At 63.2% G+C, this 21,969-nt stretch carries 16 protein-coding genes; 7 read left to right on the top strand and 9 right to left on the bottom strand.

Translation table 11 applies throughout. The features are described from left to right. Positions 1–329 precede the first annotated feature (329 nt). The 5 genes from RJQ10_RS16415 to RJQ10_RS16395 are packed head-to-tail and all read left to right on the top strand — an operon-like array spanning position 330 to position 10,473. Positions 330–1,241 carry an OmpA family protein gene (locus RJQ10_RS16415; RefSeq protein WP_350148461.1) on the top strand — a complete coding sequence of 304 codons (912 nt, stop codon included), beginning with the start codon at positions 330–332 and terminating at the stop codon, positions 1,239–1,241. 30 nt (positions 1,242–1,271) lie between these two features. Further along, positions 1,272–3,068, top strand: coding sequence for a serine/threonine-protein kinase (locus RJQ10_RS16410; RefSeq protein ID WP_350148460.1), 1,797 nt, complete (start codon positions 1,272–1,274; stop codon positions 3,066–3,068). 39 nt (positions 3,069–3,107) lie between these two features. Then, positions 3,108–5,384: a CHAT domain-containing protein gene (locus RJQ10_RS16405; RefSeq protein ID WP_350148459.1), complete on the top strand. Its 2,277-nt coding sequence runs from the start codon at positions 3,108–3,110 to the stop codon at positions 5,382–5,384. 23 nt (positions 5,385–5,407) lie between these two features. Continuing rightward, positions 5,408–8,653, top strand: coding sequence for a two-partner secretion domain-containing protein (locus tag RJQ10_RS16400; protein ID WP_350148458.1), 3,246 nt, complete (start codon positions 5,408–5,410; stop codon positions 8,651–8,653). Then, positions 8,635–10,473: a ShlB/FhaC/HecB family hemolysin secretion/activation protein gene (locus RJQ10_RS16395; RefSeq protein WP_350148457.1), complete on the top strand. Its 1,839-nt coding sequence runs from the start codon at positions 8,635–8,637 to the stop codon at positions 10,471–10,473. The genes RJQ10_RS16400 and RJQ10_RS16395 overlap by 19 nt, the downstream gene beginning before the upstream one ends. Positions 10,474–10,482: 9 nt before the next feature. On the opposite strand, the gene trxA is transcribed toward RJQ10_RS16395, so the two are convergent. From trxA to hrcA, 6 genes are all read right to left on the bottom strand, one after another. Then, entirely contained in the window at positions 10,483–11,337 is an 855-nt protein-coding gene (gene trxA, locus RJQ10_RS16390; protein WP_350148456.1) for a thioredoxin, read from the bottom strand. Between the two features lie 26 nt (positions 11,338–11,363). Then, the gene (gene dapB / locus RJQ10_RS16385) at positions 11,364–12,167 is read right to left on the bottom strand and encodes a 4-hydroxy-tetrahydrodipicolinate reductase (protein ID WP_350148455.1); all 804 of its coding nucleotides are present in this window, start codon (positions 12,165–12,167) and stop codon (positions 11,364–11,366) included. After that, entirely contained in the window at positions 12,164–13,288 is a 1,125-nt protein-coding gene (gene dnaJ, locus RJQ10_RS16380) for a molecular chaperone DnaJ (protein ID WP_350148454.1), read from the bottom strand. Before dnaJ ends, dapB begins: the two co-directional genes overlap by 4 nt. A 117-nt stretch (positions 13,289–13,405) precedes the next feature. Further along, positions 13,406–15,340 (bottom strand): molecular chaperone DnaK, encoded by a 1,935-nt coding sequence (dnaK, locus tag RJQ10_RS16375; protein WP_350148453.1) that lies wholly within the window; start codon positions 15,338–15,340, stop codon positions 13,406–13,408. Between the two features lie 97 nt (positions 15,341–15,437). Further along, complete coding sequence (gene grpE, locus RJQ10_RS16370; protein WP_350148452.1) at positions 15,438–16,028, bottom strand: nucleotide exchange factor GrpE; 591 nt, start codon at positions 16,026–16,028, stop codon at positions 15,438–15,440. 147 nt (positions 16,029–16,175) lie between these two features. After that, positions 16,176–17,210: a heat-inducible transcriptional repressor HrcA gene (gene hrcA / locus RJQ10_RS16365; protein ID WP_350148451.1), complete on the bottom strand. Its 1,035-nt coding sequence runs from the start codon at positions 17,208–17,210 to the stop codon at positions 16,176–16,178. Between the two features lie 129 nt (positions 17,211–17,339). On the opposite strand from hrcA, the gene recN reads away from it, so the two are divergent. Next, positions 17,340–19,001, top strand: coding sequence for a DNA repair protein RecN (gene recN / locus RJQ10_RS16360; RefSeq protein ID WP_350148450.1), 1,662 nt, complete (start codon positions 17,340–17,342; stop codon positions 18,999–19,001). A gap of 63 nt (positions 19,002–19,064) precedes the next feature. Beyond that, positions 19,065–19,721 (top strand): TetR/AcrR family transcriptional regulator, encoded by a 657-nt coding sequence (locus tag RJQ10_RS16355; RefSeq protein WP_350148449.1) that lies wholly within the window; start codon positions 19,065–19,067, stop codon positions 19,719–19,721. A gap of 39 nt (positions 19,722–19,760) precedes the next feature. Here RJQ10_RS16355 and RJQ10_RS16350 read toward each other — a convergent pair whose 3' ends face one another. The 3 genes from RJQ10_RS16350 to RJQ10_RS16340 all read right to left on the bottom strand — a co-directional run. Beyond that, on the bottom strand, positions 19,761–20,525 hold the full coding sequence (locus RJQ10_RS16350; RefSeq protein ID WP_350148448.1) for an acetoacetate decarboxylase family protein: 765 nt from the start codon (positions 20,523–20,525) through the stop codon (positions 19,761–19,763). A 58-nt stretch (positions 20,526–20,583) separates the two neighbouring features. Beyond that, positions 20,584–21,555 (bottom strand): aromatic ring-hydroxylating dioxygenase subunit alpha, encoded by a 972-nt coding sequence (locus RJQ10_RS16345; RefSeq protein ID WP_350148447.1) that lies wholly within the window; start codon positions 21,553–21,555, stop codon positions 20,584–20,586. A gap of 10 nt (positions 21,556–21,565) precedes the next feature. After that, the coding region (locus tag RJQ10_RS16340; RefSeq protein ID WP_350148446.1) for a cytochrome P450 at positions 21,566–21,969 on the bottom strand (404 nt) is incomplete at its 5' end.

Here is a 21,969-nt window from a genome sequence, read left to right as displayed (position 1 = left end):
CTTTGTCATGCCGGTTTTGACCTTTGGGTATGTTTTTCATCGCGAGAGCATGTACCTTAACGATTCCGGCGGCGCAAAACAAGAACCCCGACCTCAAGAACACCGCGACAGGGCTCAAGCGGGGAGCCTCCTTTGTCCTGCCTGACAGCACGGCCAGCCGGAGAATTGACAATGACTTTCTGAGCAGCTCTAATCAATGTTCTCTGGTTAACGGCCACTCACAGAACTGTTCTCGGCAATAAAATAACTTGGCCGGCCCTGCGCTGCAGCAGGCACCCTGGCAGACTGCCGAACAGGCCTGAGATCACAAGCATTTCAGGGGGGAGTTCATGATGCAGCGACACCTCATCAGCACCATTTTCACGGCTGTTGCTTTCGCCGGAGCCACGCAGGCGAGCAGCGCGGACATCGTCTGCGATGAGGGCAAGCGTTACTACGGCCTTGCCCGCGACGCGGGCTCGTCGGGGGACTTTGGCCAGGCAGCTGAGTGGCTGCGCAAATCTGTCGCGGCATGCGACTCCTATGCCGCATGGCATCTACTGGGGGCCGCCTACCTGCGACAGCGGGATCTGCAGGAATCCCTGGCTGCCTATGAACAAGCGGTCGTGCATGCCAGCACTCAGGACCAGGCAGCAGTCTCCATGGCGCGCTACGGCACGGTGCTGGCGCTGGCCGGTCAGCGCTTCGAGGCCCTGAGCATGCTCGAACGCGCCGTCGCAGCGCACTCCAATCCGCCTTCCTGGATACGCGAGAGCGCCCGCGACCTCGACCTGAGCCTGAGCGAGACGCCCATCTCCAGTGACTCGATAAAACGCAGCCTCGCCAGCCAGGAGTTTGGCTTGCTGGCGATGAGTCAGATAGAGAACAAGGGCAACGCGGCGAGAACCAACAGGGCCATGATTCGCATACCTATCAACTTCAAGCTGGACAGCGTCGAAATGGACGATCTGACCGGAGGCAATATCGAAGAGCTGGGCAGTGTTCTGGCCAGCAAGGAATATGAAGGAAGAACGTTCACCCTGGAGGGACACACTGATATTCGCGGAGCCTGGGACCACAATCTGACCCTCTCCGAAAGGCGTGCCGAAACGGCGAGAGACATTCTGGAGGCGAAGTTTCCCGAACTCAGCGGCCGACTCCGGGTTGTCGGTGCCGGCGAGGCGCGACCCAAGTACCCCGGTGAATCACTGCCCGAGTCGGACCACCGTTTGAATCGACGTCTGGAGGTTTTCGTCAACTAGCCAGGCAACGGGTATCAGGTGACTACACGAATGGAAGAAACCACCCCCGAGATCACTGGATATACCGTTGAACGCCTGCTGGGCGCTGGTGGCATGGCCAGGGTTTACCTTGCGATCCAGCAGAGCTTTGAACGGCGCGTGGCGCTCAAGGTCATTTCCAGGGAGCTTGCCCGCACTCCGGAGTTTGGGCGTCGATTCCTGCGGGAGGCCCGAATTGTTGGCGGCCTGTCGCATCCCCATATTGTCCCGGTATACGATGTGGGCGAATGCAATGGTGTTTTCTACCTGGCAATGGAGCTGTTTACCGGCGGCGACCTCCGCAATCGAATGCGCGCGCCCCTGGGCGAGCAGCGCGCTCTGGAGATCACCCGGCAGCTTGCCTCGGCGCTGGGCTTCGCGCACCAGAAAGGCTTCATTCACCGGGACATAAAGCCTGACAATGTACTGTTCCGGGAGTCCGGTGAAGCCGTGCTCACGGACTTCGGTATCGCGCGCCCGGTGCATGGTGAAGGCGACCTGACAGAAATCACCCAGGTGGAATCGATAATCGGATCACCCAGGTACATGAGTCCCGAACAGGCCATGGGCTACAGTCTGGACAGGCGATCAGACATTTACAGCCTGGGGATATTGCTGTACCAGATGCTGCTGGGCGAGGTGCCGTTTGTGGGCAAGACACCGGCAGAACTTTCGCTGCAGCGCAAAGAGGGACAGGTGCCCCGGCTGCCGGAAAACCTGCTGCACTTGCAGCCGCTGATGAACGGCATGCTCGCCTATGAACGCGACCAGCGCTTCGCTGACTGTGACGAGGTGCAGGCAGCCATTGCCCAGCTGAGTTCAGCGCGGCCTCAGGGTATGCCGTCACAGCGTGCACGACCGCCGTCGGCAAACCAGGAGGACACAACTCTGGTTGGCGCTGCGAAGCCTACACCGGCCGCCGATGCGCCCCAACCCGGAACCAGCAGGGCCACCCTGTTGCGGCCGCGTAACCTGGCCGCTGCTCTGCTGTGCCTTTCTCTCGCCGGGCTGATCTGGTTCGCGGGGCAGCAAGCACCGTCGCCGACCGCAGACTATACTGAACCCAGCCAACTCGCAGCCAGCACCGGAACGGCCACTGCTGTCGCCGCCGGGACCGCGTCCCCGGAACAGGAAAGACCCGTTCCGGCAAAAACGCTGGCGACACCGCCGCCGCAGGAGTTCTTTGCCTTCCACGACGCCGTCAACTCCGGGCTCGCCACCGCAGAGGCAACCTTCCTGGCCGACTATCCCGACAGCGTGTTTGCAGACATCCTGCAGGTAAAACTGACCGGGGATGCGGAGATGTTCAAGACGATGAAACAACAGGCCGACAATGGCGACAATCGCGCCCAGCTGGTAGTCAGCGAACTCTACGACACCGGCTGGGGCGGCGAGCTGAATAAACCCATGGCCCTGGATTACGCCAGGCAAGCGACGACAGGTGGCAACGCCTTCGCCGAATACCACTATGCCATGCTGGTCCTGGCCGCAGCGCAGACAGACGCTGAACGGCGCGAGGGCATACGTGCGCTGGAGCAGTCCGCCGCCAAGGGTTTCTATCTTGCGCAGACAATACTGGCCAATTACCTGTTCGAAGGACAGCTCCTGGGACGGAATATAGATGCCGGCCTGGAGCTGCTGGAAGCTGCCGGGGACCAGGGAGATCGCAATGCGCTGTTCAACCTGGCACGGATTCTCGATTCGGGCCTCTATCTGCAGCAGGCGCAACCCGACCAGGCAGCGCCATACTTCAAGCGCGCCGCGCAGCTGGGCAAGATCGAGGCGAGGGATTATCTCAATGAACCCTGAAACACTTGTCTGCGGGCCACCACAAATGGTGTATAGCGTATGAATCACTGGTTGAGTGCAGTCCGGCGCGGCGCCGGGCGACTGGCCCTGTGCCTTTGCCTGTGCCTGGCGCTGGCGGCGAGCACCGTGGCCAGTGCGGCATACGAGGATACGCTGCGTCGGGCAGAGACACTCGCCGCCGGAGGCGACCTGAACAAGGCCCTGGCGCTACTGGAAGAAACAGCCGCAACGGCCTCCGCTGGGATTACCGGCACCGAGGTTGAAGGGGCGCTGCTGCGAATTGATCTGCTCCGCCGGCTGGGCAAACTGTCGCAGGCCATGTCCGCGCTGACGGCAATGGAGGCCCGACTTGCCGGCCGCCAGGGCACTGGACCCGCAGAGACCGCGCAGCTGTATCACCAGCGCGCACTGTTGCAGCTGCAAACCGGTGATCTGGAAAGCGCGGAGACCAGCATACTCTCGGCTCTGGCGCTGGAATCCAGGCTACCGCCCGAGTTGCAGGCGAGCATGCTGAACGATGCCGCTGTCATTCGCCTGCGCAGGGGCGATTCGAGCGGCGCAATTGCGCAGTTCTTGACCGCCGCCCGGCGCGTCGCCGGCGGGGCTGCCGAGGCGAGCTATCGAATCAATGCTGCCAGAGCCATGCTGGATGACGGGCAGCTGGGCTCCGCGCTCGATGAAGCGGAGCGCGTTTCGCAGCTGCTACCGCAATCGGCCGCACCGTCCACGGCCCCGCTTCGTATAGCACTCGCCGCACTGTATCGCGACGCGGTCAACGGATGGGGAGCGGATGCGACCTACCGGCTGGCGGCGCTGGAGCTCTTGCAGGAAGCTGCCGACGATGCCTCTGTCTCCCGGCGCAATCTGTCCCTGGGCAAGGGCAACATAGCGCAGTTGTACGCAGATGATCGTCAGCATGATGTAGCGCTGCTCTATGCCAGGGCGGCACTGAACGACGCCGCCCAGGCGAATGCGCAGGATCTCGAGTATCGATGGGAGTGGATTCTGGCTCGGGCGTTCGCCGAGATGGGGGAGTCGGACTCGGCGCTGGCAGCCTATGGGCGTGCGATTGTTTCGCTGCGCAAACTGCGCAGCAGCCTGGAAAGCTACGATCCAGACACTCTCGAAGAAATCATCAAGCCGCTTTATTACGAGTATGCCGATGCCCTGCTGGGACAGACTGCCGGGCTGGAGAACAGTGCCCAAAAACAGGACCTGTTGAGCGACACCAGGGCGGCACTGGAGGAATTGAAGCTGGCCGAGGTTCAGGACTACTTTGGCGAGCAGTGCCTGGCTGACGAGAAAGTGCTGCTCGACCAGCTGGCGGTCAATACCGTTGTCCTCTACCCGGTTATGCTGGAAAACCGCCTGGAGCTGCTGCTGACAACGGAATCCGGTATCCAGCAAATTTCCGTCGCCGTGGACCGCGATGCACTGGTGGCACTGATCAGGGATTTTCGCCTGAATATCGAGGTCAACACCGGCACTGGCGACTATTTGCAGCAGGCACAAGGCCTGTACGATCTGCTGATCCGACCGCTTGAGCCCGAATTGCAGCGGCAGCGTATCGATACCCTGGTTGTGGTTCCCGACGGGCCGCTTCGCACCATCCCGCTGGCTGCCCTGCACGACGGCGAGGCGTTTCTCATCGAACGTTATGCGGTAGCGACCACGCCGGGGCTGACCCTCATTGATCCCCAGCCTTTTGCCGGCCGCTCCTACGCGACCCTGGTCGGAGGGCTATCGGAATCGGTCCAGGGGTTCCCCGCCCTGCCGGGCGTCAACCGTGAACTGATGGCGCTGGAGGGCCTGTTTGGGGCCAGAGTATTGAAGAACGAGTCGTTCACCCTCGCCAGCGTAGAGTCTGAGCTACAAAGCGGGAATTACAGCGTCGTGCACTTTGCCACTCACGGACAATTTGCCGACAGTTACGACAATTCCTTCCTTCTGACCTATGACGACAGGCTGCAGATCAATGACCTGGGGCGCAATATCCAGGCCCGGACAGGGACCAGTGAACCGCTCGAACTGCTGGTGCTGAGCGCCTGTGAGACTGCCGCGGGTGATGACCGGGCAGCTCTCGGACTGGCGGGTGTCGCGCTCAAGGCAGGGGCACGCAGTGCCCTGGCGACCTTGTGGGAGGTGGATGACGAGTCCACGGTAGAGATCATACGGGAGTTCTATGCCTCACTGGCCGCCGGGAGAGAGTCGAAGGCCCGCAGTCTGCAGCTCGCGCAGCTGCAGCTGATACGAAGTGGCAGGCATCCGCATCCGAGTCAGTGGGCTCCGTTCCTGCTGATCGGAAATTGGCTCTAGAACCGGGAACGAGGACGCAACAGATGATCCACAGACCAGATTCGTCGACACCCCAGGGCATACCGGCTGTTCGACGCCCGGCCTGCATCGGTCTGCTGAGCGCCCTGTTGGTCAGCGGCCTGACCGGGCCCGGAGTTCGCGCTGATGCAGTATTTGACGGCACGATTGGACCAAACCTCCCCGGCACCATGAAAGCGGGCAACTTCGAGATCACCCAGCAAGATGGCCAGGTTGCTGGCAGCAACCTGTTCCACAGCTTTGCCAGTTTTGGCGTGAGCCAGGGCGAGATGGCGACTTTCACACACCAGTCCACGGGCATTGAGCACATTGTTGCCCGGGTGACAGGGCAGCTGCCTTCTGGAATCTTCGGTACGTTGCAGGTTCGCCGAGCATCTGCCGGCGTACTCAGTCCTACCAGCGCCGCGCTGTGGCTGCTGAATCCCAGCGGCATTATCATTGGCGACGGGGCGGCCTTCGATGCCCAGAGCACCTTCGTATTGACTACAGCGAATCGTCTGGGTTTTGCCAACGGCGACAGTTTTTACTCCCACGAACCGGTATTGAGCTCGATACTGTCCGTTGCCGAACCCACCTCCTTCGGCTTTCTGGACCGCCAGGCCCTGCCGGCGAATGTCAGCCCAGCGGGAATAGCCGTGACAGCCAGCGACGCCGCGAACGCCAATACCCCGCTGTTCCTGTCCAACATGACGCTGGTCGGAACCAGCATCGACCCGCAGCTTGCCGGTATCCGGTTTACCGGGGACGTGGCGACGGCCTTCGACCCCACTGCTCTCTTCGCCCCTGACGACAGCACCCAGATGCAGGCCCTCAATCTTCGGCTGGCGGCCCTGGGGGTTGGCGGCAGCGTATCTCTCGACAACAACATCCTGCCCAGTGGCTTGTCCGCCGAGCGGGATACCGCGCTGGGCAGCATTCAGCTGCAAAACAGCAACCTGTTCGTGTCGGACTCCGGTATTGCCCCGGTCTCAAGGTTTGCGGTGCTGGCGGCCAACCTGAGCATTGACAATTCCTATATTGAGACAGCCGCCTCCACCCGGCCTGTGCCCGTGTCTATCCGCGCCACCGGCGGCGTGACACTGCTGGACTCGGTACTGCGGACCAGCACCGCAAGCGGGAGTGAGGCCGGTGACATTCTCGTCGACACGCCAAACTACGCACAGTTTGGGGGCCTGGTATCCAGCCGCAATCTGGACCTGGGAGCGCCCACCGGTGACCCCGGCAACATCCTCTTCGGCACCAGCGCGTCTCTGCCAATGGAGAACTTTCTCCTGCAGCAGGGGCAGATTCTGGCTTTCAGCACCCAGCTCAACCGGGCGGGTGATTTGCTGTTGAATGTCCAGGGCGACCTGATGCTCACGGGCTCAGCCGACGCCCGAGCCAACCTGGCCAGCATCAGCGGCGGCAGCGGGGGCTCGGGGGACATACTGCTTGCCGGTGCCCGTATCAAAACCGAGTACAGCGACATTTTCTCCGCGGGCCTGAACCCGGTGGAACAGCGCTCGATCAATCTGCAGGCCGGTGCGGGTGGCCTGACAATGATCAATACGACCCTCCTTGGGGTCACCAGCGCCGGGCGCAATGGAGCGTCAATCGGCCTGTTTTCAGCGGGTGATATCTCGCTGATTTCCACCGGGGAAACCTCCTCCATCTCGACGGGAACCGGCGGCGACCTGCAGGGGGGTGATATATTTATCGCTGCCGACGGCAATTTGCTCCTGGATGGCAGCTTCGATATCAGCAGTAACAGCCTCGGGGACAGCTCCGCTGTCGGGGAAGGTGGCATCGTTTCGCTCAGTGGTCGCCGGGTGGAACTGAACCAGCCAGGCACGGACGGTGCAACAACCAGCATCAGCAGCGTGACAACCAGTGCCGGCGCGGGAGGCACCATCTTCATCTCGGCCGTGGACGACCTGGTGATACGGGGACAGCATGACTTGTCCAGCTTCACCGTTGGCCCCGGCGACTCCGGTGCCGTGCTGCTGGATGCCGCCACAATCGCCATAGAATCCCCGCTGCCGACAACACTGTCGACCTCGTCTGTCGGCTCGGGCAATGCCGGCATTATTTCCCTCAGCGCCCGGGACCGTCTGTCCCTGTCGGGCGCAGCCATAGACAGTGTCGCCGCCGCGGACGGGGCAGCCGGTTTCCTGCTGATCTCTGCAGCGACTGTCAGCATTGACAGAACCACCCTGGCGACCACGACCCGGTCCAATGACGTGGACGATATACCTGCACAGATTCTCATAGACGCCGGAGAAACCTTGCAAATCAGTGAAAGCACCTTGCAGAGCAACGCCACCGGCCGGTCGCCCGCCGGCCAGGTGTCAGTTGCCGCCGGTGAGTCGATCCGGGTGGACAACGTTTCGATCCAGACAGCCACGGCAGGCGAAGGCGTCACCGGCAGCATCTTTCTCACCAGTGGCGGAGACATCCTTCTGACGGGGGAGAATACCGAGCTGCTCAGCAATTCCCTGGGCGCCAGCGCCGCGGGTGACGTCAGGGTTGTCGCGACCAACACTCTGCAGTTCGAGGGCGGCGGCTTCATCCAGACCTCCGCGGTAGGCTCGGGCGACGCGGGGACCATCCTGCTGGCCGCCGACAAAGTCAGTCTGCGCCTCGCCCGGATCGAAGGCACGTCGGACAACGCCGGAGGCGGCGACGTCAACATTTTCGGTCGCGATATCCGCCTGGATGGCGACCTGGATTCCGGCGGCATCGTGTTCATCTCCGCGAGTTCCCAGTCTTCCGACTCAGCGGGCAACGGCGGTTCCATCACGCTGGGCAACCCGCTCGCGCCGGCCACCCTGGTGTTCGTGCGCAACAGCGGCCTGTCGGCAAGCGCGAATGCGGGCAACGGCGGCCTGATCAACATCAACGCCGAGAACTTCCTGCGTGACGCCCGCTCCATCTTCCAGGTGACGTCGACGCTGGGCGCACCGGGCAGTCTCGAGATCAATGCACCCGAGCAGGATATCAGCGCTGCGGTTTCCGAGCTGGATGTGGACATCCTCGATGCCACCGACCTGATACAGGACCGCTGCGCGGTAAGTCCCGAAGATGCCAGCAGCCTGGTGATCGTCGGTGGCGGAGTGGTCGCAGAAACCTATGACGGCTATCTCACCGGCGGCTTCAGACCCGGCGGGACCAGGCAAGCCCGGCAGCCAAGCTCGGCCGGTTACACCGGGGCCAACGCAGGACAGCACCGGGATGCCCGGGGAATGGAGGCCAAATGCCAGCACCTGCTCTGACCGTGGTGGCGCGACGCACAGTGGCCAGGCCACTCGCCGCGGTCCTCATCGGCATTTGCAGCCTCGGGCTTGGCACATTCGCCCAGTCACAGCCGCAGACCGGCGCCCCGGCCCCCTCCTTTGGCGACAACGTCGGCCGCGGCTTCGCGGACTCGGAAGACAGCTTTGCCGAGCCGGCCTTCGACCTGCCACCCGACAAGCCCGCCGCCCGCCCCCACCAACAAGTACTGCCCCGGCCGCAGCAAACCGAGGGAGACAGCGCGGAGATACTGCCCGGCGTCAGCAGCATGCAGGTCACGGACATTGTGCTAACGGGAAATACCGTGCTTTCTCCCGCGGCAATCGCACAGATAACCGAGCCCTTCGCCCACCGGACCCTGTCGCCCGAAAACCTGCAGGAACTGCGGCGACGGCTGTCACTGCTGTACTACAACGAAGGCTACGTCAATTCGGGTGTGCTGTTGCCGGAACACATTCCCGAGCGGGGCACACTGAACCTGCGGGCGGTGGAGGGCGGGCTCAGTAAAATCGAGTGGCTTTCGCCCGGGCGGCTTGCGCCGGCATTCCTGGAAGCCCGTTTGCGACGCGGCATCGGCGAACCGCTGAATGTGTATGAATTGCAGGACAGCTTGCGCGGCCTGGAACTCAATCCCATGATCCGCAAGATCAACGCCTCCCTGATCCCGGGTTTGGCCCCGGGTGAAGCCGACCTGCAGCTGCGAATCGAGGAGGCCAAACCGGTCAGGCTGGGGCTCGCGCTGGACAATCACCGCTCTCCCAGCGTCGGCGCCGAGCGCGGCACAGTGTCCCTGGAGCACCTGAACCTCACCGGGCGCGGAGACCGGCTGGCGTTCAGGGCCAGCGCCAGCGAAGGCCTCAAAGACGCCTACATTGACTACACGCGCCCCCTGAACAGTCGCGACACGCGGCTCTGGCTGGGTTACCAGCGGGGCGAGTCCGAGGTGATTGAAGCCCCCTTTGACCAGCTCGATATCGAAAGTGATACCGAGTCCTGGGGTATCTCGCTGTCGCATCCCGTGGTGGACCGCCTCGACCGAAGCGTCGAGCTGTTACTCGGCCTGAACCACAGCCGATCCGAGACCTGGCTGCTGGGCAGGCCCTTCTCATTTTCGCTGGGCGCGCGCGATGGCAAAATCGCAGCCACCAATGTCAGCGTTGGAGCGGAGTGGATCGAACGCGGCGATGATGATGTTCTGGCCCTGCGCGCCAGCCTGCGCTACGGCCTGGACTGGTTCGGTGCGACGACGATACCGGATGCCTCTCCGACCCGCCAGGCCGAAACCGGCGCTCGCATTCCCGAAAGCCAGTTCACCGTACTCCTGACCCAGGTCCAGTATGCGCGACGCCTGGCATGGCTGGACAGCCAGCTGGTTTTCAGCAGCGTCTGGCAGCAGGCGTTTGATTCGCTACTGTCGGTGGAAAAAATGGCGCTGGGTGGTGTCTATTCCGTGCGCGGGTTTCGCGAGAACCAGCTGGTGCGCGATAGCGGGGTCAGCGGCTCGCTGGAGTGGCGAGTTCCGCTGTTCAGCAACAACGGGCATTCTGGCCGGTGGAATATCACCGCCGTGCCGTTCGTGGACTACGGCCGCAGCTGGGACCACGACAGCAGCCTCTCCACCCACAGGGCAGCCGAGCTGGGGAGTATCGGCTTGGGATTCCGCTGGCGCCCTGCGCAGTACCTGCACTTCAGCCTGTTCTACGCCGAATCGATCGTCGATGACGATGTCCCGCAGCCTGCAGAAAGCGACCTCCAGGACGACGGCTTCCATGTGGCAGTGGCCTTCAACTGGCCGCTCTGACAGGGATGCTCAGTACAGCAGGCTGTATAGCTTGCGCTGGTACTCCACTGCCAGGGGATCGCCCTTGCCGAGGCTGGCGATGGTGTCGAGCAGGGTCTTCTTGCTGGCGCCCTCGGCGTGGTTGAGATCCTGCCGGAGAATGGTAATGAGGTGCTCCAGCGCCTCGCGATAGTAGCCGGCATCGATGTATTGCACCGCCAGCTGGTGGCGCACATCGTGGCTTTCAGGATCCAGCTCAAGTTGCTGCTCCAGCGCCGCCATCTCCGGCGTCACCGCCGCCTCACGCTTCAATTTGACCTGCGCCACCAGCTGCTCCCAGGCCGGGTCCTGGTCTGCCATCTTCACCGTTGCCAGCACGCCGTCGGCGTCATCCAGCCGATTGCATTCCACCAGGGCGTGGGCATAGGCCAGCGTGATATCGTGCCGCTGGCGGGAATCCTCGAACGCCTGCCGCAAGGGTGCCAGGGCCGCGCTGAAATCGCCCTGCGCCATAAGCGCCTGGCCCTGGTCCAGCAGGCCGTCCCACGGTTTCGGCAGGTACTTTTCCAGTAGCTCGCGCACCTGCTGTTCTGACTGGGCGCCGACAAACCCGTCAACGGGCTGGCCATCCTGCATCACCATCACGGTAGGCAGGCTGCGCACGCCGAACTGCTGGGTAATCATGGGTTGCTCGTCGGCATTGACCTTGGCCAGCAGAAACGCTCCGGCATGCTCGTTGGCCAGCTTTTCCAGCAGCGGCATCAGGGTTTTGCAGGGGCCGCACCAGTCGGCCCAGAAGTCCACCACCACGGGGCGCTGGTGGGACTCCTCAATCAGCAGCGCCGCAGCGTTGCGTTCATCAATATTGACTATGTGTTCGCTCACGCGGGTATTCCTCCGTTCGCGGACCGCTACAGGCCCAGCACATCCTGCATATCGTAAAGCGCCGGCTCGCGTCCGTTCAGCCAACCGGCGGCTCGTACCGCGCCACGGGCGAAAGACATCCGACTGGAGGCCTTGTGGGTGATCTCCACCCGCTCGCCGTCGGCGGCAAAAATGACCGTGTGATCGCCGACGATATCGCCAGCTCTAACGGTCGCGAAACCAATGGTGTCACGGTTGCGGGCGCCGGTCTGGCCCTCGCGGCCGTACACGGCCACTTCGGCCAGGTCGCGACCCAGGGCGTTCGCCACCACGCCGCCCATGGACAGCGCCGTGCCCGAGGGGGCATCAATCTTGTGCCGGTGATGAGCCTCTACGATTTCGATGTCGACGTCGTCTCCCAGCACCCGCGCCGCCATGTCCAGGAGCTTGAAGCAGAGATTCACGCCGGTGCTGAAATTGGAGGCCTTGCAGACCGGCACACGGGCGGCGGCGCGTTTGATATCCTCATCCTCGCTGGCGCTGAAACCGGTTGTCCCGATAACCACGGCCTTGCCCGCGGCGGCGCAAAGCGCCAGGTTGGCAAGGGTCGCCGCGGGGACTGTGAAATCGATCAGCACGTCGATGTCGTCGACCACCGCCGCCAGGTCGCCGGATACGGCCACGCCAATCTTGCCCAGCCCCGCCAGCTCGCCGGCGTCCGCCCCGACCAGGCTGCTGCCGGGCTGCTCTACTGCCGCAGCCAGCGCCAGGCCCGGTGCCTGGTTGATGGCTTCGATCAGAGTGCGCCCCATGCGGCCGGCGGCGCCGGTAATCCCTACTCGTACGGTCATGGCTTCATATCATCGAAAAATGCCTTCACACCCTCGAACCAGCTGGTCTGGCGCGGCGACTGGGCGTCCCCGCCCTGGCCGAGACTATCCTGGAACTCCTTCAGCAGGTCCTTTTGCTTCTTGTTGAGGTTGACCGGTGTCTCCACCACCGCCCGACACAACAAATCGCCAACCGCACCGCCGCGCACCGGCTTCACGCCCTTGCCACGCAGGCGAAACAGCTTGCCGGTCTGGGTTTCCGGGGGGATCTTGAGCTTGACCCGGCCATCCAGGGTCGGCACTTCCAGCTCGCCTCCCAATGCCGCCGCGACAAAGGTGATGGGAACTTCGCAGAACAGGTTCTTGCCATCGCGCTCGAAGATGGGGTGCTGGCGCACCGACATCTGCACAAACAGATCACCGGGTGGCCCACCGTCGGGGCCCGCCTCACCTTCGCCGGACAGGCGGATGCGGTCGCCGGTATCCACGCCCGGTGGCACCTTGACCGAAAGGGTCTTGCGCTTTTCTACCCGGCCCTGGCCGCGGCACTTGGGACAGGGGTCGGCAATCATCTTGCCGCGACCGCGGCAGGTGGGGCAGGTCTGCTGCACCTGAAAGAAACCCTGCTGCATCCGCACCTGGCCGACACCGCCACAGGTGGTACAGCTGACCGGCGTACTGCCTTTGCGGGCGCCGGAGCCATCACATTCCTCACAACTGGCCAGGGTGGGCACCTTGATCTCAACAGTGGTACCCCGCACGGCGTCTTCAAGAGAGATATCCAGGGTATAGCGCAGGTCGGAGCCGCGCTGGGGACCACCGCGTCCGCGCCCGCCACCACCGAAAATGTCCCCGAACACATCGCCGAAAATGTCGCTGAAGCTGCCACCGCCGAAGCCGCCACCGCCCATGTTCGGGTCCACCCCGGAGTGGCCAAAGCGGTCGTAGGCGGCGCGCTTTTCGCTGTTCATCAGCACGTCGTAGGCTTCGGTGGCCTCCTTGAACTTCTCATCCGCATCCGGATCGTCCGGGTTGCGGTCGGGGTGGTACTTCATGGCCACCCGGCGATAAGCCTTCTTGATATCCTTCTCATCGGACGATTTCTCGACCCCGAGCACTTCGTAGTAATCGCGTTTTGACATAAACAGCCTGGCGTTAAACCGCACCCTCGCAAATGACGACGCGGGCTCTTATGTCCCGCGTGGCCAAGATTGGCATCCGGGGCGGCACTCCGCCCCGTGTGACAGAAGCGCTTTTGCTTACTTCTTGTCGTCGTTCACTTCCTCGAACTCGGCGTCGACCACATCGTCGCCACCTTTTGCCTGCTCGCCGGCACCGCCGCCCGCTTCCTGCGCGGCACCCGCACCGGCTTCGGCCTGGGCCTGGTACATTTTCTGCGCTACCGGACCGGTCGCCTCGGTCAGCTTGGTGGCCGCGGCGTCGAGGGCGTCCTTGTCATTGGCCTTCAGCGCCTCTTCCGCCTCCGCGATCGCCGCCTCGATAGCCGCTTTCTCCTCCGCGGTGGCGTTGTCGCCCGCCTCTTCCAGGGTCTTGCGGGCCGCATGCACCAGACCGTCGCAGCTGTTGCGGGCGCTGACCAGCTCTTCGAACTTGGCGTCGGCGTCGGCGTTGGCCTCGGCATCGGAAACCATCTTCTCGATTTCCTCCTCGCTCAGGCCGCCGGACGCGGTGATGCGGATGGACTGCTCCTTGCCGGTGGCCTTGTCCTTGGCGGAGACGTTGAGGATACCGTTGGCATCGAGGTCGAAGGTGACCTCGATCTGCGGCATGCCACGCGGCGCCGGCGGTATGTCCGCCAGATCGAAACGGCCCAGGGACTTGTTCTGTGTCGCCTGCTTGCGCTCGCCCTGCACCACATGGATGGTCACAGCGGTCTGGTTGTCGTCAGCCGTCGAGAACACCTGCGACTTCTTGGTCGGAATGGTGGTGTTCTTCTCGATCAGCGGCGTGGCGACACCGCCCATGGTTTCAATGCCCAGAGTCAGCGGAGTCACGTCGAGCAGCAGCACGTCCTTGACATCACCGGACAGGACCGCGCCCTGAATCGCAGCGCCCATGGCCACCGCTTCATCCGGGTTGACGTCCTTGCGCGGCTCTTTGCCGAAGAAGTCCGCCACCGCTTTCTGTACCATCGGCATGCGGGTCTGGCCACCCACCAGGATTACATCGTTGATCTCGCTGGGGCTGAGGCCGGCGTCCTGCAGGGCCACTTTCACCGGTTCCATGGAGCGCTTGACCAGCTCCTCGACCAGAGACTCGAGCTTGGAGCGAGACAGCTTGACCACCAGGTGCTTGGGACCGGTCGCGTCAGCCGTGATGTAGGGCAGGTTGACCTCGGTCTGCTGGCTCGAGGACAGCTCAATCTTGGCCTTCTCCGCCGCTTCTTTCAGGCGCTGCAGGGCCAGCGGATCGCTGTGCAGGTCGATGCCGCTCTCCTTCTTGAACTCCGCCGCCAGATACTCGATCAGGCGCATGTCGAAGTCCTCGCCACCGAGGAAGGTGTCACCGTTGGTGGAGAGCACCTCGAACTGGTGCTCGCCATCCACCTCGGCAATTTCGATGATGGAGATGTCAAACGTACCGCCGCCCAGGTCGTACACCGCAATGGTGCGGTCGCCCTTGGCCTTGTCCATGCCATAGGCCAGCGCCGCAGCAGTGGGCTCGTTGATGATGCGCTTGACATCCAGGCCGGCGATACGGCCGGCATCCTTGGTCGCCTGGCGTTGGGAATCATTGAAATAGGCCGGCACTGTGATCACCGCCTCGGTGACCGACTCGCCCAGGTACTCCTCGGCGGTGCGCTTCATTTTCCGCAGCACTTCAGCCGATACCTGCGGCGGCGCCATTTTCTCGGTCTTGGCCTGTACCCAGGCGTCACCGTTGTCGGCTTCGATGATCTTGTAGGGGACCATCTTGATGTCCTTCTGCACCACGTCGTCCTTGAACTTGCGTCCGATCAGGCGCTTGACGGCATACAGAGTGTTGTTGGGGTTGGTGACCGACTGCCGCTTGGCGCTCTGGCCCACCAGAATCTCGCCATCTTCCGTGTAGGCAACGATCGAGGGTGTGGTGCGGTCACCCTCGGAATTCTCGATTACCCGCGCCTTGCCGCCTTCCAGCACGGCCACGCAGGAATTGGTGGTACCCAGGTCGATTCCGATAATCTTGCCCATGTGTTCGTCTCCTCATACGGGCCGGCAGTGCCGGCCTGATTGTGTCAGTTGTTCTCTATATTGGCCCTGAGCGGAAAAATTCAAGGGCTGCGCGAGCTTACTCTTGCGCTGTAGGCGCCTTGCTGACCATGACCATGGCCGGGCGCACCAGCCGGGAATTCAGTGTGTAGCCCTTTTGCATCACCGCGATCACGGTATTGGGCTCGACGTCGGCGTTTTCCACCATGCTCATGGCCTGGTGCAATTGCGGGTCAAAGGGCTCTCCCTCCGGGTCGACCGGCTCGATATTGAACTTGCGCAGGGCATCGGTGAAGCTCTTCAGGGTCAACTCCACCCCCTCGATGATGGGCTTGACCGTCTCGTCATGTCCCGCCGTGACCGCCAGGGTCCGCTCCAGGTTATCGACCACGGGCAGCAATTCCCTGCTGAAGGACTCCAGGGCGAACTTGCGCGCTTTTTCCACATCCTGCTCGGCGCGACGCTTGATGTTCTGGGCGTCGGCGTGGGCCCTCAGGGCCGCGTCGCGGGCGGCATTGAGGTCGTCTTCAAGCTTTGCCATCAATTCCTCCGGGGTGGATTCACTGTCGCCCGGGGCCGCGCCGGGACTGTCTGCCCCTGCCTCCGCCGCAGACCGCTCTGCCGCCAGGGCGTCTTCCATATCGGATTTTTTCTGTTCGCTCTCAGCCACGTCTCTACTCCATCAATGGCGGTTCCGAATTGAGTAACGGGCGGGCCCACAGGGGCCGCCCGTCAGCTGCCTGCAGCAGATATTGGGACGCCGGCGGGCATTTCAAGGGCTGGAATGGCTTCCGGGGCGCTCTCGCGCCCGGAGAAATTACTGAGACAGGGCGGAACTCAGCATCCGGGCAGTAATATCCACCACCGGAATCACCCGCTCATAGGCCATGCGGGTCGGCCCGATCACTCCCAGCACCCCCAGGGTGCGGGCACCGTCGCTATAGGGGGCGGTAATGACGCTGTAATCACCGAAGACCTCGAAGCCGGCCTCCTCGCCGATGAAAATCTGGACACCATTGGCCTTGGAGCAGCGCTCCAGCAGGTGCAGGAGGTCCTTTTTCCGCTCGAAGGCGTCGAACAGCTCCCGCAGCCGCCCGAGATCCTCGGGGCTGACATTACCCAACAGCCGTGACTCCCCCGCCACCAGGTACTCGTCTTCGGGATCCTCCTGGTCCAGCGCCTTGCTGGCGAGATCCAGGGCCGCCTGCAGGTAGCTGTCGATACGGCTGCGCGCCTCCTCCATTTCCCTCAGGATCTGGTTCTGGACCCGGCTCAGCGGCTGCCCGGCGAAACGCTGGTTAACCAGGGCCGCGGCCTCCCGCAGCTCGGACTCGGTGAAGGGTCGCTGGGTATGGATGATGCGGTTCTGCACCTCGCGCTCATTGACCACCAGGATCACCAGCACCCGGTCCCCGGACAGAGGCAGGAACTCCACCTGCCGCAACTGGTGGGTATCCGGTCGCGGCACGGTCACCAGCCCCGCCTGGGCGGTGATCGCAGACAGCAGTGAAGAGGCCGTCTGCACCAGCTCAGTCGCGGATTTGTCGGGATTGAGTTGCTCCCGCAGGGCAATGACCGCCCGCTCATCAATGGGCCGCACCTGCAGCAGACGATCGACAAAAAGGCGGTAACCCTGGGCGGTAGGCACCCGCCCGGCCGAGGTGTGGGGCGAGTGCAACAGGCCGCGGTCCTCCAGATCAGACATCACATTGCGGATGGTGGCGGCGCTGACCGGCAAGCCGGCTTCCTCCAGCAGGGTTCTCGACCCCACCGGCTGGCCATCGCGGATATGGCGCTCCACCAGGGCCTTGAGGATAATCCGTGCGCGTTCCGACAAATCCGCCGAGCTCATACCTTCCCCTCTGCTGTTGCGTGTCCCGGTTGTAACACAGGGGCAGCGGAATACAAAGCGCGGCCACTGCTGATGTTTATGCCGTACCGGATCTGCGGTATAACAGTCCAAATCCTGCAGCGGTTTTCTATGCTCACCCACATCAGTATCAGCCAGTACACCATCGTCGACGCCCTGGACATGGAGTTCCGGGGCGGCATGACCGTCATTACCGGGGAAACCGGGGCCGGCAAATCCATCATGCTGGATGCCCTGGGGCTGTGCCTGGGTGACCGGGCGGACCCCAAGGCGGTGCGGGCGGGCAGTGAACGCGCCGAAGTGACCGCCGGCTTCGACATCAGCGACAACCCGCAGGCGACTGCCTGGCTGCGCTCCCGCGACCTCCACCACGGCGATGAATGCCTGCTGCGACGGGTGGTCACCAGCGAGGGGCGCTCACGCGCCTATATCAACGGCAGTGCGTCGACAGTACAGGATTGCGCAGAGCTGGGGGAGCTGCTGATCGACATCCACAGCCAGCACGCGCACCAGTCACTGCTGCGCAAACCGGTGCAGCGGGAAATGCTGGACACCTTTGCCGGCCACAGCGCCCTGGCCCGCGGCGTGGAGCAGACCGCTTCGGAATGGCTGCGCGGAAGGCGCGAGCTGGCCCTGCTGACCAGCAGCAGGGACGAACAGAGTGCGCGCGCCCAGCTGCTGGCCTACCAGGTTGAGGAGCTGGTGGCGCTGGACCTGCGCGAAGGCGAGCTGGAGGAGCTGGAGCGGGACCAGACCCTGCTGGCCAACGCCGAAGAGATCCTGCAGGGCGCCCACCAGGCCCTGGAGCTGTGCGAGGAGCAGGCGGGCGGCGCCCGCCATGCCCTGCAAATGATCCGCGGCGCCGCGGGCGCCAACAAGGCGGCGGACAACGCCCGCGAGCTGCTGGAGTCGGCAGCCATCCAGTTCGAGGAGGCCCGCAGCGAGATCCAGCGCTACATCGACTCCGTGGAGATCGATCCGGAACGCCTGGCGGAAGTGGAAAAGCGGCTGGAACAGATCCACGACGTGGCCCGCAAGCACCGCATCAAGCCGCAGCAGCTGCCCGAGTTCCTGGCCGGGCTGCAGGAGGAGCTCGCGGGGTTGACCCACGGCGGCCAGCGCATTGAGGAATTGCAGCAGGAACTGTCGCAGCTGGAGCAGCGCTACGCTACCGACGCCGCCACCCTGGGCAAGCAGCGGGCCAGGGCCGCCAAGTCCCTGGTCAGCAAGGCGACCGCGGTGCTCAAGACCCTGGCCATGGGCGACTGCCGGTTCGAGGTGGCGCTCGCGAAGCGTGACGCCAGCGACCCCCACCCCCAGGGCGCGGAAGATGTTGAATTCCTGATCAGCACCAACCCGGGCGCAGCTCCCCAGCCACTGGCAAAAATCGCCTCCGGCGGTGAACTGTCGCGTATCAGCCTGGCCATCCAGGTAGTGACCGCCAGCGGTGGTACCCTGCCCAGCATGGTCTTCGATGAAGTTGACGTGGGGATAGGCGGCGCAGTGGCGGAGGTCGTCGGGCGCCTGCTGCGCTCTCTGGCGCAGGACACCCAGGTCCTGTGCGTTACCCACCTGGCTCAGGTGGCCTCCCAGGGCCACCAGCACCTGCAGGTGAGCAAGACGTCGGACAAGACCGCAGCCTGGACCCGGATGGTGCCGCTGGTCGGGGACGAGCGCACGCGGGAAGTCGCGCGCATGCTCGGTGGGGTCAAGATTACCGAGCAATCCCTGGCTCACGCCCGGGAGATGCTGGAGGACGCCGCGCAGGCCTGAGATTGGCGCAGGCGGGCCTTACTGGTGTAAGGTTGCCACAACTCATGACCTTGCTGGCCGACAGTGACCCAGACCTCGACCACGCCCCGCTCCACGCTCAGGGAGCGCAAGAAGCGGGCCCTGCGCAGGCGCATCATCGACGAAGCTCTGGTGCTGATCGCGCATCAGGGTATCGAGGACATGACCATCGACGCCATTTGCGACGGCGCCGGTATCTCCCGCAAGACTTTCTACAACTACTACGCCACCAAACACGAACTGCTTTTCGACATTTGCGTCAGCCGGCTGCTCGAGCTGGTGGAGGGTTCCATTGACCAGGCGATCGCAGATTACCGGACACTGCCGGAACGCCTGACCCACGTCATCACGCGGCAGAAGGAGCATCTCTGCGCTGGCACCGGGCTGGAGCGGGAGATCGCGCGCTATTCCATCGCCAGTATCGGCAACAGCCCCGCCAGCGGCGCGACGCTGCTGTCGCTGATGAACGAGAACTTCCTGCGCCTGTACGAGGCCAGCGTCAGCGAGCTGAAAACCGGCCTGTCACACACATTCTGCGCCGAGATGACGGTGGGCATGATAGACACCGTGATCCTGAACGCCCTGCACAACCCGGCGTATGACGCCGCGCGTCGCTACGACGAGCTGCTGGGGTTTCTCTGCACCAGCCTCGTGCGGGAACCGGATCTCGCTGCCGGAGGGGGAGCTGCGGCGCTGCGTTGACCCTCCGGGAGCATCAACGCAGGCCTGCAGGTGCTTGCGTTAGTCCCGCAGAGGACCACCGTGGGTGCCGCGCCAGCGGGAATTGCCGATGGTGCTGGCCCAGGGCTCGAATGCGTCGGCGTCCAGCGGATCACCCAGGTCCACACTGCGGCCCAGGAACTCGGGAGTCCACAGCCAGGTTTCCGGCTTTGATACCGGCGGCAGACGCTCGGTGAGCGGGTCCCAGGGGCTGTCGCGCAGGATCAGGTCGCCCTCCACTTTCAGCTTTTGCGCCGTGCCGTAGTTGCTAACCACATTGACCACATGCGGCGGGAAATCGAAGCCGGTTTTCACGTAGGACGCCGCCCGGGAATACTTCACCCAGAATTCGTGCTCATCGAACTTCGGGCCGTTATCCAGCGTGTCGGTCACCTTGCCGTAGAATTCCAGGAAGGTGTAATTCTGGTGGGTTACGCGCGCCCCCACTTCTTCACCCAGCCGGTAGTACTTGATCTCCGCCGGGTACTTGGGCTGGCCAAACTTCTCCTGGCTGATGAAGATCTCCGCTTCCTTGTCGATGGCATAGCCCAGCGCAAACTGGCCTTCCTGCCCCTTGTATTTGCACAGTACCGTGGACAACAGGCCCTGCTCCGGCTCACCGTTAACGGGCACGTTGTATACGGTGAGCGTCACTTCGGGGCGGCTGCCGGGCTCGAAGCCCGGGGGGAGCACCGCGGCCAGCTTGGCCGGATCCGTCAGATAGCGGATTTTCAGCATCGGCCAGTTGTAGTGATCGCCTGGGGTGGTGGCTAGTTTTTCATTCATACACTTTATCCTCTGTTATGAGTGCTTTCGGTAAGCTTGCTTTCCCGGGCCCGTGGGCTCAGGCGTAAAACTGCTGGAACCACTTGCGGTACTTGGCTATCGGGCCGTCGCCGTCGCACAGGGCGGGATCTTCCAGATACACCTTGTGCTCCCAGATGGGAATGTCCTGCTCCACCTGGCGCACGATCTCCTGTACCGTCCCCCGGGCCAGCATGCCATTGTCCTCCGACTGCTTGCGCGGCACTGAGAAGTTGAAGCGCAGGTGCACATTCTGGTCGTCGATCGGCGTCACGGTACCCATCATCAGTACATCAAACATGCGGGAGAAGCGCTGGAAGGTGAATCCCGGGCCCAGACCCTCGGAGCGCAGGTGAATAGCGTCATGGCTCTCGCCACTCAGGTCCACATTTCCCTGCTCGTCAATAGCGTGCGCCCGGGAGTCGAACTCGGTCACCCGGCGCGGGCCATCCATGGCAACGCTGCCCTGGGGCATGGCCGGGCTGCCATGCACGGTAATAAAGTGGGCGAGATCGGCGGCGTTCTCCCCAGTTTCCTGGATGATGGTGTTGATCTTCCAGTCGTAGGTGTCGAGTGGTGTCCACTCGCCGGAGGCAAGTTCGGGAATCTCGTCGATATCAAACAGGGGAGCGGTGCCATCCGGGTGGTACCAGGCCCAGATCATCTGGTTGCGCTCGATAACCGGGTAGCTGACCACGCACTGCTTTTCCGCCACCTTGGGGGGTATGCGGTTGGCATAGGGCACGGCCGTGCAGTAGCCCTCGTTATTGAATTCCCAGGCATGAAAGGGGCAGCTGATCGACTCACCCTTGACGATGCCGCCGTAGCCCAGGTGTGCTCCCAGGTGGGGACAGTGGGCATTCAGCAGGGAAGCGGCACCTGATTCGGTGCGAAACAGCACCAGTTCGCGGCCGAAATAGTTGACCGGCCGAACCTCGCCCGACTGCAGGCTGTCGCTGTAGTCGATCGCGTACCAGCCATAGGGAATGGGCTTTTCGTAACGTTTGCTCATGGTTTACGTCTCATGCTTTGCCAATATTGGTGCGTACCCGCAGCTCGCGGAATACCACGGCGTTGTGATCTGAATTGTCCCGCTCCGGCTCGCCGTCCAGTTCCAGGTTGGGGAAGCGACGGAACAGCTCCACCATGGTGAGATACAGCTGGCGCTTGGCCATGGCCGCGCCAATGCAGTAGCGCGGGCCGTAGCCGAACAGTACATCGGGGTCGAACTTGCGCTTGACGTCGAAACGCTCCGGGTGGTCGTAGTAGTCCGGGTCATGGTCCTTCAGGTGCGGCATCATCAACACCATCTGGCCCTTGCGCACCCGCTGTCCCAACACGTCCATGTCCTCGGGAGCGTAGCGCGCAAAACCCATCTTGGAGGAGGTTGACCAGCGCATGACCTCGCTGAAGGCGTTGGAGAAGG

The organism is Haliea sp. (assembly GCF_040222615.1).
Lineage (GTDB): Bacteria > Pseudomonadota > Gammaproteobacteria > Pseudomonadales > Halieaceae > Haliea.
The sequence above is the reverse complement of the archived record's forward strand: the minus strand, read 5'-3'. Positions and strand labels throughout refer to the sequence as shown.

What these genes read in the sequence shown, in the direction of transcription:
- RJQ10_RS16415 (WP_350148461.1), top strand. Translation starts at nt 330, where the DNA reads ATGATGCAGCGACACCTCATCAGCACCATTTTCACGGCTGTTGCTTTC.
- RJQ10_RS16410 (WP_350148460.1), top strand. Translation starts at nt 1,272, where the DNA reads ATGGAAGAAACCACCCCCGAGATCACTGGATATACCGTTGAACGCCTG.
- RJQ10_RS16405 (WP_350148459.1), top strand. Translation starts at nt 3,108, where the DNA reads ATGAATCACTGGTTGAGTGCAGTCCGGCGCGGCGCCGGGCGACTGGCC.
- RJQ10_RS16400 (WP_350148458.1), top strand. Translation starts at nt 5,408, where the DNA reads ATGATCCACAGACCAGATTCGTCGACACCCCAGGGCATACCGGCTGTT.
- RJQ10_RS16395 (WP_350148457.1), top strand. Translation starts at nt 8,635, where the DNA reads ATGCCAGCACCTGCTCTGACCGTGGTGGCGCGACGCACAGTGGCCAGG.
- dapB (WP_350148455.1), bottom strand. Translation starts at nt 12,167, where the DNA reads ATGACCGTACGAGTAGGGATTACCGGCGCCGCCGGCCGCATGGGGCGC.
- dnaJ (WP_350148454.1), bottom strand. Translation starts at nt 13,288, where the DNA reads ATGTCAAAACGCGATTACTACGAAGTGCTCGGGGTCGAGAAATCGTCC.
- dnaK (WP_350148453.1), bottom strand. Translation starts at nt 15,340, where the DNA reads ATGGGCAAGATTATCGGAATCGACCTGGGTACCACCAATTCCTGCGTG.
- hrcA (WP_350148451.1), bottom strand. Translation starts at nt 17,210, where the DNA reads ATGAGCTCGGCGGATTTGTCGGAACGCGCACGGATTATCCTCAAGGCC.
- recN (WP_350148450.1), top strand. Translation starts at nt 17,340, where the DNA reads ATGCTCACCCACATCAGTATCAGCCAGTACACCATCGTCGACGCCCTG.
- RJQ10_RS16350 (WP_350148448.1), bottom strand. Translation starts at nt 20,525, where the DNA reads ATGAATGAAAAACTAGCCACCACCCCAGGCGATCACTACAACTGGCCG.
- RJQ10_RS16345 (WP_350148447.1), bottom strand. Translation starts at nt 21,555, where the DNA reads ATGAGCAAACGTTACGAAAAGCCCATTCCCTATGGCTGGTACGCGATC.